Here is a 15,822-nt window from a genome sequence, read left to right on the forward strand (position 1 = left end):
TACGGGTCACCGGGGACGTACCCCCAGTGAACAGTGTCGCTGGTCACCACGGGATAGCCAAGCGGGGATGACTGGGCAAAAACCTGGCCCAGTTCAGGCAGGGCGCACCCAGAGCAGCTCACCGTTGCGCCGGACGGTGTACTGATAGGCGGGGAGCTGTTCCCCGTAGCAGTAGATCTCCACCTGCGGGTGCGGTTCGCCGGCCGCGCAGATGGCCCGCTGCGCGCGTGCGGTCAGCGCCACCAGGTCGGTCTCCTCGGCGGCCTGCACCAGGTAGACCCGCTTGGGCTCGGGCCACGGGGCGCCGTCGATCGGTGCGCGCCACGCCCGCCACAGGCCCTCCGCGCCGGGCTCGCCGCTCACCGCGGCCACGGCGGCGTCGTCCACCGTGTCCTCGGCGGACCAGCCGCCCAGCCCGAAGGTGTAGGGCAGTGCGGGCGGGTGGTCGGCGGGGGCGAGCCCGCGCAGGGCAACGGGGTCCTCGCCCGCCGACAGCAGGGCGCGGACCAGTGCGTCCTGGTTGGTCTCGGTCAGCGGTACCCGCTGGTGGACGGCGGCGAAGGCCACGGACCTGGCCACCTCGGTGGTGCGGCCCTCGGCGAGCCAGCGGCGTGCGGTGCAGAGCAGGTCGTCGGGCAGTTGCCCGGCGAGTGCGGCCAGCGCGGTGCGCAGCGGCGTGGAATCGACCTGGGGCGGGGCATCGGACACGATCACGGCATCCGCGACGAGCACCTGGCGATCCTCCTCCCCGAGGCAAATGCAATTGTGCAAGGGTACGACAGCCAATTGCTGGTCAACAGGTCTCTGGCTGGCGGGAAGCTGAAGGTTTCGACGGACGGGCAAACTCTGTGCCCGATTACCCCTTGCGCCGGGCCGATGCGGCGCAACGTGGAGCGAACACGCAGGTCAGCGCCGGTCTACATGGCGTGGAGGCGGCGTGAAGATCCTCTGAAGAGAGCGGTTGCACGCTGTGTACCCGGGGGATCACCGTCGAGGAGGAAGCAGATGGACAGAGTGTGGGTGGCCGTGCATGCGGGCGATCCGATCACGCTGGCTGGGGCCATCAGCTACCTGCGTGCCCGTAGCGAGGTGCAGGTCGTCCCGGCGAGCCGGTTGTCCGAGGCACACGTGCTCGTGGTGTGCGTGGACACCGTGAACGCCGATGTGATGAGTCTGCTGCGCAGGACCGCTGACCAGGGTTCAGTCAAGATCGTGCTGGTGACCGACCGCTTCAACGACGCCGACCTGCTCACCGCTGTGGAGTGCGGTGTGGTCGGGGTGCTGCCCAAGGCCGCCGCCAGTGGCGACCGACTGGTGCACGCGGTGCTGGCGGCCAAGCGTGGCATGGGCGACATGCCGCCGACGCTGCTCGGCTCGCTGCTGTCACAGGTGGAGCGGCTGCACAAGGAGGTGCTGCGCCCCAACGGCCTGACCGCCTCGGGGCTGGCACCCAGGGAGATCGACGTGCTGCGGCTGATGGCCGAGGGCTGGGACACCGCCCAGATCGCCACCAAGCTGTCGTACTCGGAACGGACCGTGAAGAACGTGGTGTACGCCGTGATGAGCAGGCTGGGCCTGCGCAACCGGCCGCACGCCGTGGCCTATGCGATGCGCGCGGGTGTGATCTAGAGATCGGTCGAAGCCCCTGGTTCCAGGCGCGGAGGGGCGCCTGGAACCAGGGGCTTCGCCGTGGTTGACGCTGCGGGGCGCGGCCACATACCGTTGCCCCCCGCAAGACCGACAACTTCACGCTCGCGCCGTTGACGCCGTGCGGGAGAGTCCTGCCGAAGCCGGGCAGGCGCCGAAGGAGCAATCCCTCCCCGGAATCTCTCAGGCACCCACACCGCTCGGACCAGGCGACTCTGAAAAGCAGGTGCTCGCACCTCGCCGAAGGTGAAAGCCGCTCGCGCGGCGAAACTCTCAGGCCCATGACAGAGGGGGAGGCTCACTCCGACAGCGAGGGGTCTCCATGAGTTCCGCGGACGCCGTGACCAGGCGCACACCGCTGCACGACGTGCACGAGAAGCTCGGCGCGAAGTTCACCGACTTCGCAGGCTGGCAGATGCCGCTGCGCTACGAGGGCGACCTCGCCGAGCACAACGCGGTCCGCGGCAGCGCGGGTCTGTTCGACCTCACGCACATGGGCGAGATCGTGCTCAGCGGCCCGCAGGCCGGTGCCGCCCTGGACTACGCCCTGGTCGGCCACGCCTCGGCGATCGCCGTGGGCAAGGCCCGCTACACGATGATCTGCGCCGAGAACGGCGGCATCCTGGACGACCTGATCGTCTACCGCACCGGTGAGCACGAGTACCTGGTCGTCGCGAACGCGGGCAACGCCACCGTCGTCGCCGAGGCGCTGATCACCCGCGGTGCCGGGTTCGACACCGAGGTCCGCGACGAGTCCACCGGCTACGCCCTGCTGGCCGTGCAGGGCCCGGACTCCGCCGGGATCCTGGCCGCGCTGACCCCCACCGACCTGTCCACCGTGCGCTACTACGCCTCGTACCCGACCACCGTCGCGGGCGTGGACGTGCTGCTCGCGCGCACCGGCTACACCGGCGAGGACGGCTTCGAACTGTTCGTGGCCCCGGACTCGGCGCAGGCGGTGTGGACGGCGCTGCACGAGACGGGCCGGGTCGTGCCCTGCGGCCTGTCCTGCCGGGACAGCCTGCGGCTGGAGGCGGGCATGCCGCTGTACGGCAACGAGCTGACCGCCGAGCTGACCCCGTACGACGCGGGTCTTGGCCGGGTGGTGAAGCTGGACAAGCCGGGTGACTTCGTGGGCAGGGCCGCGCTGGAGGTGGCCGCCAAGTCCACGCCGAGCCGGAGCCTGGTCGGCCTGGTGGCACCGGGTCGCCGGGCGCCAAGGCACGGCTACCGTGTTGTCGATCCCGAGTCCGGTGCCGAGCTGGGTGTGGTCACCAGTGGCGCCCCGTCGCCGACCCTGGGACACGCCGTGGCCATGGCCTACGTCGACACCGAACGCGCCGAACCGGGATCCGCGCTGGCCGTCGACATCAGGGGCACCATGTCCCCCGTCGAGGTCGTGGCGCTGCCGTTCTACCGCCGATCCGCCTGAAAGGGTGCACAACTGATGACCGCCGTTCCCGAACACCTGGAGTACACCGCCGAGCACGAGTGGGTGTCGGTCACCGACGGGCTCACCAAGGTCGGCATCACCGCGTTCGCCGCCGAGTCGCTCGGCGACATCGTGTACGTGCAGCTGCCCGAGGTCGGCTCCGCCGTCACCGCGGGCGAGCCCTGCGGGGAGCTGGAGTCCACCAAGTCCGTCAGCGACCTGTTCGCCCCGGTCACCGGTGAGGTCGTGGCCGTCAACGACAAGGTCGCCGACGACCCCGCCGTGGTCAACACCGACCCGTTCGGCGACGGCTGGCTGTTCACAGTGCGCGCCGAGGAGAGCCAGGACGGCCTGCTCAGCTCCGACGAGTACGCCGCGCTGATCGAGGAGGCCGCGGAATGACCCCGCCCGAGCTGACCACCCCGCTTGGCGAGCTCGACCCCGAGGTCGCCTCGGCCATCGACGCCGAACTGGGCCGCCAGCGCGGCACCCTGGAGATGATCGCCTCGGAGAACTTCGCCCCGCTGGCGGTGCTCCAGGCGCAGGGCTCGGTGCTGACCAACAAGTACGCCGAGGGCTACCCGGGGCGCCGGTACTACGGCGGCTGCGAGCACGTGGACGTCATCGAGCAGCTGGCGATCGACCGGGTGAAGGCGCTGTTCGGCGCCGAGCACGCCAACGTGCAGCCACACTCCGGGGCGCAGGCCAACGCCGCCGCCATGTTCGCGCTGCTCAACCCCGGGGACACCATCCTGGGCCTGGACCTGGCGCACGGCGGGCACCTGACGCACGGCATGCGGATCAACTTCTCCGGCAAGCTGTACAACGTGGTCGCCTACCACGTGCGGGAGTCCGACTACCAGGTCGACATGGCCGAGGTGGAGCGGCTGGCCCGCGAGCACAAGCCGAAGATGATCGTGGCGGGCTGGTCGGCGTACCCGCGCCAGCTGGACTTCGCGGCGTTCCGGCGCATCGCCGACGAGGTGGGCGCCTACCTGATGGTGGACATGGCCCACTTCGCCGGGCTGGTGGCCGCCGGGCTGCACCCGAACCCGGTGCCGCACGCCGACATCGTCACCACGACCACGCACAAGACCCTGGGCGGTCCGCGCGGCGGTGTCATCCTGTGCCGCCAGGAGCTGGCCAAGAAGATCAACTCGGCGGTGTTCCCCGGCCAGCAGGGCGGCCCGCTGGAGCACGTGATCGCCGCCAAGGCCGTGGCCTTCAAGGTCGCCGCCAGCGAGGCGTTCCGCGAGCGCCAGCTGCGCACCCTGACCGGTGCGCGCATCCTCGCCGAGCGCCTGCTCGGTGACGACGTGGCCGCGGCTGGCGCCACCGTGCTCACCGGCGGCACCCAGGTCCACCTGGTGCTGCTCGACCTGCGCAAGTCCGAGCTGGACGGGCAGCAGGCCGAGGACCGGCTGCACGAGATCGGCATCACCGTGAACCGCAACGCGGTGCCCTTCGACCCGAGGCCGCCGATGGTCACCTCCGGCCTGCGCATCGGCACCCCCGCGCTGGCCGCCCGCGGCTTCGACGACGAGGCGTTCCGCGAGGTCGCCGACATCCTCGCCCGCGCGCTCGCCCCGGAGTTCGGCGAGGAACTGCGCGAGGAACTGCGCGGCCGCGTGACCGTGCTGACCGAGAAGTTCCCGCTCTACCCGACGCTGTAGAGCGCGGTTCCGCCTGGTCATGAAGGTGCCGTTCACTGCGTTGAACGCAGTGAACGGCACCTTCATGACACTGTTGTCATTCATCAGTAAAGACGAATTCGATTCGCTTTACCTGGGTGCCGAACACGAGGAATCGTCATGAAGTAAACGTTTACAGGCCAATGTGATCGACTTCCCAGAAAATTTCTTCGAGCGCAAGGGATCCGTAAGGAGTTCCCAGTAGTCGATCATGAATGTGCGAGCGCTCTCACAGCCCGCGGCACGCGAGACGACCTGGGCCTGCGGTTTCAGCGGGATGACCACCCGTACCAGCGGTGTTCGCGCTCTCACGTTGAACATCCCATGTCTGCTCCGAACAGCCGTCCCGCCCATTCGACACCACTCGGAATGGGCCAGCCGCACAGACAGAAGGGCTCCGAACCAGCCACACTGGTGGTGGGAGAGGAGCCTGGATGCACCCACAGGGAGCCAACGGCCTCATCAGGGTCGAAGTGCTGGGGCCGGTCCGCGCCTGGAACGGCGAGGTGGAACTGGACCTGGGTGCGCCACGCCAGCGGGCGGTCCTGGCGGTGCTGGCCAGCCGGGTGGGCAGGCCGGTGGCCAGGGGCGAACTGATCGACGGGCTGTGGGGCGAGCAGGCGCCGGTCAGCGCAGAGGGCAGTGTGCACACCTACGTGGCGGGCCTGCGGCGGGCGCTGGAGCCGGACCGCACGCACCGGGCACCGGCCAAGGTGCTGGCCAACGCGGGCTCGGGCTACGTGCTGCGGCTGGCCGACGGGCAGCTGGACCTGGTGGCCTTCGAACAGCACCTGCGCCGCACCAGGCTGGCGGCCACCAGTGACGACGTGGACACGGCGCTGCGCAACGTGGAGGCCGCGGTCAACCTGTGGCGGGGCACCCCGCTGTCGGGCATACCCGGACCGTTCTCGGAGTTCGAGCGGACCCGCCTCACCGAGATGTACCTGACGGCGCTGGAGCAGCGCGCCGAGCTGATGCTGCGCACCGGCCGGGACGCGGAGGTCGTCGCCGAGCTGTCCCGGATCGTGCACGAGCACCCGCTGCGCGAGCAGCTGCGCGGCCTGCTGATGACCGCCCTGTACCGCAGCGGGCGGCAGGCCGAGGCGCTGGAGGTCTACGGGGAGACCCGTCGGCACCTGGCCGAGGAGCTGGGCGTCGAGCCCGGTCCCGAGCTGCGCGGGCTGCACGAGCGGATCCTGACCAACGAGGCGGCGCTCAGCGGCACCTCGACGCCCCGTCCCACCGAGCGGGTGACCACGCGCCGTGTGGTGCCCGCCCAGCTGCCGCACGACATGGGCGGCTTCACCGGCCGCGAGGCGGAACTGGTCCAGCTGGAGCAGTTCCTGGCCGGGGACGACAACGTGGTGCGGATCGCGGCCATCGACGGCTCGGGCGGCATCGGCAAGACGGCGCTGGCGGTGCACTTCGCGCACCGGATCGCCGAGCGCTTCCCGGACGGCCAGCTCTACGTGAACCTGCGCGGGTTCGACCCGCAGCAGCCGCCGCTGGTGCCGGGGGACGCGCTGGGGCAGCTGCTGCGCGGGCTGGGGGTGGACGCCCAGCAGGTCTCCACCGACCCGGACGAGCAGGCGGGCATGTTCCGCAGCATGGTGGCGGGCAAGAAGATGCTGGTGCTGCTGGACAACGCGGCCAGCACCGACCAGGTGCGCTCGCTGCTGCCCGGCTCGGCCAGCTGCGTGGTGCTGGTGACCAGCCGCAACCGGCTGGGCGGGCTGGTGGCCCGCGACGGCGCGCACCGGATCACCCTGGGTGTGCTGTCCGAGGCGGAGTCGGTCTCCCTGCTGGAACACAGCATCGGCGCGCAGCGGGTGGCCGCCGAGCCCGCCGCGGTGTCCGCGCTGGTGGCCCGCTGCGGGCACCTGCCGCTGGCGCTGCGCATCGTGGCCTCGAACCTGGCCGACCGCAGGCACCTGACCGTGGACGACCTGGTCGAGTCCCTGTCCATCGAGCAGGACCGGCTGGACGTGCTGTCCGCACCCGACGACGAGTCCACCGCGGTGCGCGGGGTGTTCTCCTGGTCCTATCACGCGTGCAAGCCGGAGGCGACGCGCACGTTCCGGCTGCTCGGCCTGCACCCGGGGCCGGACATCAGCACGGCAGCGGCGGCGGCGCTGACCGGCCGCCCGGTGCCGGTGATCCGCAGGGTGCTCGACGGGCTGGCCGGTGGCCACCTGATCGAGGAGGTCGGCCGGGACCGGTACCGGCTGCACGACCTGGTCCGGGTCTACGCCGCGGAGCGGGCCGAGGACGAGGAGACCGAGGCGGAGCGGCGCGCTGCCGTGTACCGGCTCGTCCAGTGGTACCTGCACACCGCGCACCTGGCGGACCGCCTGCTGATGCCGCAGCGCAGGCCGGTCCCGCTGGAGCAGCCGGTGCAGCACTGCCTGCCGCAGCGGCTGGAGAACTACGAGCAGGCGCTGGCCTGGCTGGTCGCCGAGCGGATGAACCTGGTCGCGATCTGCCTGCACGCGCACGAGAGCGGGGACCACGACACCGCGTGGCGGCTGGCCTCGGTGCTGCACGGCTTCTTCCAGCTCCGCTCGCACTGGGAGGACTGGGCGGTGACCCACCGGGCCGGGCTGGCCTCGGCGCGGGCGGTGAACAAGCCGGGTGCGGTGACGGTGCTGCTGACCAGCCTGGGCGGCGCGTACTGGCACCACTGCCAGTACGACGAGGCCCTGCGGTGCTACGAGGAGGCGCTGCGGCTGTCGCGGGAGATCGGTGACCGGCAGTGCACCGCCACCGCGCTGAACGACCTCGGCGCGGCCTACGCCGACACCGACCGGGCCGAGGAGGCGCTGGAGCACTTCCGGCAGTCGCTGGAGATCTTCGCGGAGCTCGGAGACCGCGGCTGCGAGGGCATGGCGATGTACAACATGGCCAAGACCCACCAGGGGCTCGGGCAGTTCGACACCGCGCTTGGCCACCTGTGCGAGTCACTGGACCTGGTGCGGCAGACCGGGGACCGGCGCTGCGAGGCGGCCGGGCTGACCGAGTTCGCCGCGATCCACCACGTGATCGGGCGGCTGGACGAGGCGCGGGCGCAGGCGGTGCACGCGCTGGAGATCTTCAACGAGCTCGGTGACCGGCACGGGGCCGCCCGGGTGCTGCGCACGCTGGGCGCGGTGCAGCGCGACAGCGGGGAACCGGAGGCCGCACGGCAGTCCTGGACCAGGGCGCTGGAGGTCTTCGACGAGCTGGGCGCGCCGCAGGCCGAGGAGATCAGCGCGCTGCTGGCGGAACTGGGCTGAACCGCCGCGCCGCCGGACGCGTCGTGCTGATGGGTGGTGCCTTCCCACCACCGGTACGCGGGACGGGCGGCTGTCTCCTCCAACGCCCCCCACACGCCGTCCGCCCGCGTACCCCGTTCCCTTGCACCACAGGGAAGTAGGTCGGCCGTGACCGTGTTGGACTGGACCGCCCCGGTGATCACCATCGGTGAGCCGGTCTCCGCGATCGGGATGCGCGCCGGGCTCGGCGCCGAGGTCAACGCGCTGTTGTCGATCGCCATGCTGTCGGGTCCCGTGCTGGCCTACACCGGGTCCCCGGAGCGCTGGGTGTTCCTCACCGGCCCGGCCACCGCGATCTCCCACACCGTGCTCGGCGACCTGGTCCGCATGCGGGTGGTCCTGTTCTCCACCGGCTCGCTGCTCGCGCTGCCCTCGGCACACGACGGCGGCATCGTGCGCTGGGTCAGCGCCCCGCGCGAGGACCGCCCGCTGCCGCCCTGGCAGGCCGTGGTCGCCGCGGCCCGCCGCACCTGCTCGGTCAGCTCAGGCTGGTCCTGATCCCCGCGACGATCAGCTCCAGCCCGGCCTGGAACACCTGGTCCCGCCAGGCCCTGCGCTCGGCGGTCTGCGGGAAGCCGTCCCTGGTCTGCTCCTCGATGGTGAACCCGTTGACGTAGCTGAAGACCGTGTCGGCGGCGAGCAGCGCACCCGGCTCGTCCAGCCCCGCGCCCCGCAGCACGCCGACGAACCGCTCCCACCCGGCCCGCGCCGCCTCGCTCGGTGCGAGGTGGCTCACCAGCAGACGGGCCCCGTCGCGCCGGGTGAGCATGGCGGCCCGCCCGGCACCCGCCACGGCGCGCACCTGCTGGGCCCAGTCCCCCGCCACCTGGGTCTCGGGCGCGCTGGTGAGCAGGTGCTGCACCATCGCTTCGAGCAGCGCGCGCTTGCTGTCGAAGTGCCGGTACAGCGCGCCCGGCCGCACGCCCAGCCGCTCCGCGAGCCTGCGGGTGGTCAGCGCGTCCAGTCCGACCTCGTCCAGCAGGTCCAGTGCGGCCTGGAGCACCTCGTCCCGTCGTGACACGGGCACAAGCTTGCCACCCCGCCTGACCGGACCTACAGTGAACTAAGTTCACGTGAACTTAGTTCACACGACCGAGGGGGCACCGTGAAGGTCATCGTGATCGGGGCGGGACTGGGCGGACTGGGGCTGGCACACCGGCTGATCAGAGCGGGTTTCGAGGTGGAGGTGCACGAGCGGGACTCCGCGGTGGAAGCCCGGTTCCAGGGCTACCGGGTGGGCCTGGGCGGGCACGGGCTGGCGGCGCTGCGCGGCTGCCTGGAGCCACGGCTGCTGCCCCTGCTGGAGGCCGTCAGCGGGGACGTGGCCGGACCCGGCCGCGCGGTGGACGCCCAGCTCAACCTGCTGGCCGAGACCCCGCCGCGTGACGAGGGCAGGCTGTTCGACCGGCACGTGCTGCGCCACCTGCTGCTGGCGGGCCTGTCCGGGCACGTGCGGTTCGACCGCAAGCTGGACCGCTACGAGGAACTGGCCGACGGCCGGGTGCGCGCCTGGTTCGCCGACGGCTCCAGCAGTACCGGGGACGTGGTCGTCGGCGCCGACGGCATGGGATCGACCGTGCGCCGCCAACTCGTGCCCTCCGTCCAGGTCTACGAGCTGGACGTGTGGGGCGCCATCGGCCGCACCCCGCTGACCGAGCGCTTCGCCGGGCTGGTGCCCGGGTGGAGCACGATCGTCAACACCAAGCAGGCACAGCTTTTCCTGGGCAAGATGCCGTTCCGGCGGCCGCCGCACGAGGCCGCCGCCGAGCTGGCCCCGGACGTGCGACTGCCCGCGACCCCGAGCTACCTGCGCTGGGTGATGATGATCCCGCACGACCACCCGGGGGATTTCCGCTCCCTGGAAGGAGATCCCGAGGCGGGGCTGGCCGCCGTGCTGGAGCTCATGGCGGACTGGCACCCCGAGCTGCGCGCGCTGGTCCGTAACGCGGACAAGCACAACAGCGGGATCGGCCCGCTGCGCGGCACCGACCCGGTCCGGCCGTGGCCGACCCGCGCGGTGACCCTGCTCGGCGACGCGGCACACCCGGCGCCACCCGGCGGGCTCGGCGCGAACCTGGCGTTCATCGACGGGGAACTGTTGTGCGCCAAGCTGATCGCCGTGCGCGACGGCGAGGTCGGGCTGATCGCGGCGCTGGCCGACTACGAGCGCGACATGTGCGAGTACGCCACCGAGGCGCTGGCCGAGGCGATGAAGACCCTGGAGTCGTTCAAGCACCTGCGCACTACGGCCTGACCGGCCACCTGGCGAACAGCCGCGCGTCGGGGCGCCGCCGCCGGTCCGCGGGCAACGCGTCCCGGACCGCGGCGGTTCGCACCATTGTGGACAGAACCCCGCCCGGTGCACCGTCCTCCGCCAGCAGCACGCGCCGACCGGACACGGCGAGCACCCGGAACTTGGCCCCCGGCAGGAAGACGACCCGGTCCTGGGTGCGGCCGAGCTCGTCGACCCTGCGCCCGGTCACCGACCAGATCAGGTACTCCACCGGGCCGCCCGACTCACTGTCCACATCGGACACAGTGTTGAGGAAGGCCGGTTCGGTGAGCACCGCGCCGACCTGCGGCAGGTACTCGCCCCAGCAGAGCACGACCCCGCCGTACGGGGCGAGCCTGCGCATCCCGGACACCGCGCAGCTGGCGAAGGGCATCAGCTGGCCCAGGTCACCCGAGCGCAGCGACGCGTCCACCCGCTGCTGCTTGGCGACCAGGTAGACCTGGGCCGACACCAGCTCGGTGACCACGGTCTCCAGGCTGTCGTCCTGCGGGCTGCGCAGCTCGGGGTGTCTGGCGATCATCCGCAGCACGGCGGCGGCGTGGCTGTCGTAGTTGGCGCCCAGGGTGTGCCGCATCCAGTCCCGGTCGGCCTGCGTGCTGCGCGGTTCCACGACCACCTCGGCAGGCGGTTGCTCCGGTTCCTCCGGCAGCTCCACGAGCAGGTCCAGCTCGGGGTCGATCTCCTGGTCCACCGACTGCTCGGTCAGCGCGCGCATCTCGTGCGCCCGCACCACGGCGGTCGGGCCGTCGTCGGAGTGCCGACCGTGCCGCGGCGGCTCGTCCTCGGCGGAGGAGGCGGCGGCAGGGGCGGGCGCGGCGGCCACCGCGACCGGTTCGGGCTCGGGCTCGGATTCGGGTTCGGGCTCCGGTGTGGGCGCGGGCGCCGGGGCGGCGACCTCGGGCGCGGGCGCGCTCACCGCGACCGGCACGGGCTTGTCCTCCTGCAACTGCGCGGCGTCGCTGAACACGAAGCGCACGGCCCGCTGGGTGTCCGGGTCCAGCCGCGAGTACAGGTCGGTGGCCGCCGCGAACAGCTCCGGCGAGGTCGGCTGTCCGGGCACGCCCACGGTGATGCGCGCCCACAACGGGTCCATCGGCAGCGCCCGGACCTGCACGGCGTCGGCGGGCTCGGCGGGCTCGCGCACCCACAGTCCACTGTGCACCAACTCGACCACGGCCGCCTCGGCCAACTGGTAGACACCGGGCCGCAGCGTGGGCATGCCGCTGATCGGCGGCCGGTGGCCGATGATGCTCGGCGCGCTGGCCGAACCGCGATTGCGTGGCCAGTAGCCCAGTTCCGTGGTGAACGGGCGCCAGGACGGCTGGCCCTGCGCGTCGTAGGCGACGATGTCCACCCCGTCCGAGCCCACCACGGGCAGTCCCGAGTAGACGACCACGTGCTCACCGACCAGGTCGGCGACCACCTGACCGAGCGGCTCGCCCAGGTAGGCGTCCCCGAGCGGGCTCACGCCGTAGGGCGCGATGCGGACCCGGGTGCGCGCGGGCACGGGCAGCGCGGTGAGCAGCGCGCGGACCTCGTCCGGCGGCACCGGCCGTTCGTCGGGACCGCCCAGCACCACGGTGAGCACGTCGGGGCGGCACGGCAGCGCGAACACCGGCCGGGCGTGCTCGCGGCTCGGGCCGCTGCGCACCGAGGGCATCGCGTGCATCCACAGCCCCGCCGGGATCGGCTCGGCCACACCTGCCCGGCCCGAGGCCCAGGGCTTGCTCGGGGTCATCGGCTCCCAGTCGGGCGCGGGGAAGCGGCTGCCCAGCGGCTCGGGCGGGTGCGAGGGCCGGAACCGGAACCAGCAGCCAGCCCCGTGCGAGTCGATCACGAACGCGGAGCCGCCCGGCACCGGCAGCAGCACCCCGTCCGGGGCGACGACCTCGACCTTCAGCTGGTCGGCCAGCCACTGTGCCGGTGAGGACAGCTCGCCGCTGCCCGCGCGGGAGACCGCCAGCCGCACCGGCCCGCGCCTGCGCAGCGCGGCGACCAGCGCGGTCCAGACCTCCGGCCCCGAGTCGGGCGGGAAGTCCGCGACCACGACGGTGCGCAGCGGGTCGGCGGGCAGGGCGGCGGCCAGCACCCTGGCCGCCTTGCTCGCGCCAGCCGGTGAGCACACCACCAGTGCCGAGCCGACCTGGCGGCAGTCGAACTCGATGACCTCGTTCCCCTCGCCGGGTTCGTTGCTGATCGGCACACCGTGCACATTGCCGCATCGCACGCGATATGGCACCCCATCCAGGCCGATGGAGTTCAGTACTTGCTCACTTCCGGTCCAGCAAGGCGCTCACCGCGGCTGCCTGGGGTGAGTTCAGGTCGGTGAGCATGGTGCGCGCGCTGCGCAGGTGTTCGTCACCGCGGTCGTGCTTGCCAAGGGCGTGCAGCGCCCGGCCCAGCTCGGCCACGGCCATCGCGTGCATGTGCGCGTCCCCGATGGCCTCGCCCGCCTCCTTGGCACGGGCGGCAGCGGCGGCGGCCTGCTCGGCGCGGCCGTCGGCCAGGTAGCCCCGGGACAGCATCACCAGGTTGTGCCCCTCACCGAAGGTCTGCTCGATGCCCAGGCACACCGCCAGCGACTCCTCCAGCGGGTCGATCGACTCCACCAGGCGGCCCGCCCGCTGGAAGACCGTGCCCACCAGGTAGAGGGTCCGCGCGAGGCCGGTGTCGTTGCCCAACTGCTCGTGCAGCCCGCGGCTGCTCTCGCAGGCCTCCAGCGCCAGGTCGAACTGCCCGCGCTCGGACTGGGTGCGGCCGATCGTGCCCAGCACGTACGCCTCGCGCACCAGGTCGCCCTCGGCGCGGGACAGCGCCAGCGCCTGCTCCAGGTGGGCCAGGGACTGCTCGCCGTTGCCGAGCCGGAACTCCACCGTGCCCAGCAGGTCCAGTGCAGTGGCCAGGGCACTGTTGTCCCCGGCCTCGGTGGCGGCCCGCACGGACTCGGTGAGCTCGTGCTCGGCCTGCGGCAGCTCGAACCGGCGCAGGTGTGCCTCGCCCACCTTGCGCCTGCCCCACGCCTCCACCCGGCGGTCCCCGGTGACCTGCGCGTCGCGCACCGCCAGCGCGCCGATCTGCCCGATCTCACCGAAGTGCGTGCCGTTGGCCAGGTACAGCTCCAGGAAGGAGATCAGGTCCACGACCATGCCCGAGGGCAGGTCGGGGTCGATCAGGAACTGCCGTGCCGTGGCCAGCAGGGTGGCCTGCTGCTCGCCGACCCAGTCGAAGGCGGACCTGAGGTCGGTCAGCGGCACGCCACCCGGGTAGGGCCGGGGACCTGCTTGCGGGGTCGAGTGTTGGTACTGGCGGCGGAAGCGCTCGCGGTCCAGCAGCGGGGCCTGGATGAGCCAGCCCGCCGTGGCAGCCGTGGCCAGGTAGAACTCACCGAGGCGGCTCATCGCGGCGACCCGCTCCGGGTGCGGGTCGGTCTGCACGGCCCGCTGCCTGGCGAACAGCCGCAGCAGGTCGTGGTACGCGTAGTGGTCCGGGGCCGGGCTGGCCAGCATGTTCAGGTCCACCAGCCGCTCGACCAGGGGTTCGGCCAGCGACGGGTCGCTGCCGACCAGCGCGGCGGCGGCGGGCAGCGAGAGCGCGGGTCCCTCGGGCAGGGCTAACAGCCGAAAGGTCCGCGCGCAGTCCGGGTCGAGCTGGCCGTACCCGAGGTGAAAGGTGGCCTCGACCTCCAGGTTGCCGACCCGTAACTCGGAGAGCCTGCCGCGTTCCCGCGCGAGCTTGTCCGCCATGGACTTGACCGTCCACTGTGGGCGGTCCACCAGCTTGGCCGCGGTGATGCGCAGCGCCAGCGGCAACCTGCCGCAGGCGTCGACCACGGCCTCCACGGCATCCGGCTCGGCACCGGCCCGCTCCGCGCCGATCGTGCGGCTGAACAGGGTCAGCGCCTCCTGGCGGGACATGCCCTCCAGTTCGACCTGCTCGTCCCACTGCGCCTCGGGCAGCCGCCGGCGACTGGTCACCAGCACCCCGCAGGAGGCGGCACCCGGTAGCAGCGGGCGGATCTGCGCCACGTCGGCGGCGTCGTCCAGCACCACCAGCACCCGGCGCGCGGCCAGCACCGAGCGGTACATCGCGGCCCGCTCGTCCAGGTCGGCCGGGGTCGCGTTGGGCGAGACGCCGAACGCGCGCAGGAACGCGCTGAGCACGTTGAGCGGGTCCGCCGCGTCCGGGCCCGCACCGCGCAGGTCCACGTAGAGCTGGCCGTCCGGGTAGTGCTGGCGCACCTGGTGCGCGGCGTGCACCGCCAGCGCGGTCTTGCCGACACCGCCGATGCCCGCGACGAGCCCCCTCGGCGGCGCCGTGCGGTGCGTCCTGGGGGTGAGCATCGCGGTGAGCTTCTTGACCAGTGCGGTGCGGCCGGTGAAGTCCGCCAGGTCGGCGGGCAGCTGCGCGGGCGAGATGGCGGCCCGCACCGGTTCGTCCATGAACGGCACGACAGGTCGGCGCACCGGCGCGGGCGGTGCCGCGGGCGGCGCGGCCGTTGCCTGCTGGGCTCGCTCGGGCTCGTCGTGGGCGAGCAGGCGCTGGTGCAGTTCGCGCAGCTCGCTACCGGGCTCGATGCCCAGCTCGTCCACCATGACGCGCCGGGTCTCGGTGTAGACGGCCAGCGCGTCGGCGCGGCGCCCGCAGCGTGAAAGCGCCTTCATGTGCAGTGCGCGCAGGCGTTCCCGCACGGGGTGTGCCGAGGTCAGCGCGGCCAGTTCGGTGACGGCCGCGGTGTGCCTGCCCAGCGCGACGAGCAGCTCCAGCCGCTCCTCCTGCACCCCGAGGCTGATCTCGTTGAGCCGCGCGCGTTCCACCGAGGCCAGCGGGCCGGGCACCGAGGCGAGCGGTTCGCCGTGCCACATGCGCAGCGCGTTGCCGAACCACTCGACCGCCGCGCGGGCGTTGCCCTCGTCGCGGTGCTGGCGGGCCAGTTCCAGAGTGCGTTCGAACTCGCGCCAGTCGTAGCGGGCTCCGCCCAGCGCCAGCGAGTAGCCGTTGCCCACCGAGCGCAGGACCTCGCCCTGACCACGTCGTGGCCGGTTCGGTTCGAGCACGCCGCGCAGCATCGAGATGTGGGTCTGCACCACACCGTGCACGCTGGCCGGCGGGTTCTCCCCCCAGACCGCGTCCACCAGTTCGGAGGTGGTCACGACCTGGTCGGCACGTAACAGGAGGATCGCGAGCACTGCCTTGCGCTGGGGCGGTCCGAGCGCGAGCTCACGATCGCCCCGCCAGACACGCACTGGTCCGAGCAGCGCGAACCGAAGCTGCTCGGGCGCAGTCGTGGAACTCGGCACGCAAGCGATTGTGGACGTCCAACACGCCAACGGCCAAACATCGTGATCGAGTGCCCACTCGTTCGGCCCAGCGGTACGGACCCGTGACTGCGGTGCGTAACCCCCGGGCTACCGCGTGGGACCGGCTCCCACCTCCGGTCCCACACGGCGC

The 15,822-nt window shown here is 72.2% G+C and carries 11 protein-coding genes and 2 riboswitches; of the genes, 7 read left to right on the top strand and 4 right to left on the bottom strand.

The features are described 5' to 3' along the window. Window positions 1-93: 93 nt before the first annotated feature. Window positions 94-732 (bottom strand): hypothetical protein, encoded by a 639-nt coding sequence (locus KALB_RS39875; protein ID WP_025361277.1) that lies wholly within the window; start codon window positions 730-732, stop codon window positions 94-96. A gap of 273 nt (window positions 733-1,005) precedes the next feature. On the opposite strand from KALB_RS39875, the gene KALB_RS39880 reads away from it, so the two are divergent. From KALB_RS39880 to KALB_RS39905, 6 genes are all read left to right on the top strand, one after another. Then, a complete protein-coding gene (locus KALB_RS39880; protein ID WP_025361278.1) occupies window positions 1,006-1,629 on the top strand; it encodes a helix-turn-helix transcriptional regulator in 624 nt (207 codons plus the stop codon). A 132-nt stretch (window positions 1,630-1,761) separates the two neighbouring features. Continuing rightward, a riboswitch (glycine riboswitch) is annotated at window positions 1,762-1,856 on the top strand. Continuing rightward, window positions 1,857-1,945: riboswitch (glycine riboswitch) on the top strand. 24 nt (window positions 1,946-1,969) lie between these two features. After that, window positions 1,970-3,079, top strand: a complete 1,110-nt coding sequence (gene gcvT, locus KALB_RS39885) for a glycine cleavage system aminomethyltransferase GcvT (RefSeq protein ID WP_025361279.1) — start codon at window positions 1,970-1,972, stop codon at window positions 3,077-3,079. Window positions 3,080-3,094: 15 nt separating this feature from the next. Continuing rightward, a complete protein-coding gene (gcvH, locus tag KALB_RS39890; RefSeq protein WP_025361280.1) occupies window positions 3,095-3,481 on the top strand; it encodes a glycine cleavage system protein GcvH in 387 nt (128 codons plus the stop codon). Continuing rightward, window positions 3,478-4,752, top strand: coding sequence for a serine hydroxymethyltransferase (gene glyA / locus KALB_RS39895; RefSeq protein ID WP_025361281.1), 1,275 nt, complete (start codon window positions 3,478-3,480; stop codon window positions 4,750-4,752). The genes gcvH and glyA overlap by 4 nt, the downstream gene beginning before the upstream one ends. Window positions 4,753-5,204: 452 nt before the next feature. Continuing rightward, window positions 5,205-8,042: an AfsR/SARP family transcriptional regulator gene (locus KALB_RS39900; RefSeq protein WP_025361282.1), complete on the top strand. Its 2,838-nt coding sequence runs from the start codon at window positions 5,205-5,207 to the stop codon at window positions 8,040-8,042. A 147-nt stretch (window positions 8,043-8,189) separates the two neighbouring features. After that, window positions 8,190-8,579: a hypothetical protein gene (locus KALB_RS39905; RefSeq protein WP_025361283.1), complete on the top strand. Its 390-nt coding sequence runs from the start codon at window positions 8,190-8,192 to the stop codon at window positions 8,577-8,579. Here the strand turns inward: KALB_RS39905 and KALB_RS39910 are convergent. Further along, on the bottom strand, window positions 8,560-9,102 hold the full coding sequence (locus tag KALB_RS39910) for a TetR family transcriptional regulator (protein WP_158510891.1): 543 nt from the start codon (window positions 9,100-9,102) through the stop codon (window positions 8,560-8,562). The two genes, KALB_RS39905 and KALB_RS39910, sit on opposite strands and share 20 nt — an antisense overlap. An 84-nt stretch (window positions 9,103-9,186) precedes the next feature. On the opposite strand from KALB_RS39910, the gene KALB_RS39915 reads away from it, so the two are divergent. Next, entirely contained in the window at window positions 9,187-10,335 is a 1,149-nt protein-coding gene (locus tag KALB_RS39915; protein WP_025361285.1) for an FAD-dependent oxidoreductase, read from the top strand. Here the strand turns inward: KALB_RS39915 and KALB_RS39920 are convergent. Continuing rightward, window positions 10,325-12,577, bottom strand: coding sequence for a hypothetical protein (locus tag KALB_RS39920; protein WP_148309835.1), 2,253 nt, complete (start codon window positions 12,575-12,577; stop codon window positions 10,325-10,327). The two genes, KALB_RS39915 and KALB_RS39920, sit on opposite strands and share 11 nt — an antisense overlap. A gap of 67 nt (window positions 12,578-12,644) precedes the next feature. Further along, window positions 12,645-15,671, bottom strand: a complete 3,027-nt coding sequence (locus KALB_RS39925; RefSeq protein ID WP_025361287.1) for an AfsR/SARP family transcriptional regulator — start codon at window positions 15,669-15,671, stop codon at window positions 12,645-12,647. Window positions 15,672-15,822 lie beyond the last annotated feature (151 nt).

The sequence above is a fragment of the Kutzneria viridogrisea DSM 43870 genome (assembly GCF_000525635.1).
GTDB classification, from domain to species: domain Bacteria; phylum Actinomycetota; class Actinomycetes; order Mycobacteriales; family Pseudonocardiaceae; genus Kutzneria; species Kutzneria viridogrisea.

What these genes read in the sequence shown, in the direction of transcription:
- KALB_RS39880 (WP_025361278.1), top strand. Translation starts at nt 1,006, where the DNA reads ATGGACAGAGTGTGGGTGGCCGTGCATGCGGGCGATCCGATCACGCTG.
- gcvT (WP_025361279.1), top strand. Translation starts at nt 1,970, where the DNA reads ATGAGTTCCGCGGACGCCGTGACCAGGCGCACACCGCTGCACGACGTG.
- gcvH (WP_025361280.1), top strand. Translation starts at nt 3,095, where the DNA reads ATGACCGCCGTTCCCGAACACCTGGAGTACACCGCCGAGCACGAGTGG.
- glyA (WP_025361281.1), top strand. Translation starts at nt 3,478, where the DNA reads ATGACCCCGCCCGAGCTGACCACCCCGCTTGGCGAGCTCGACCCCGAG.
- KALB_RS39900 (WP_025361282.1), top strand. Translation starts at nt 5,205, where the DNA reads ATGCACCCACAGGGAGCCAACGGCCTCATCAGGGTCGAAGTGCTGGGG.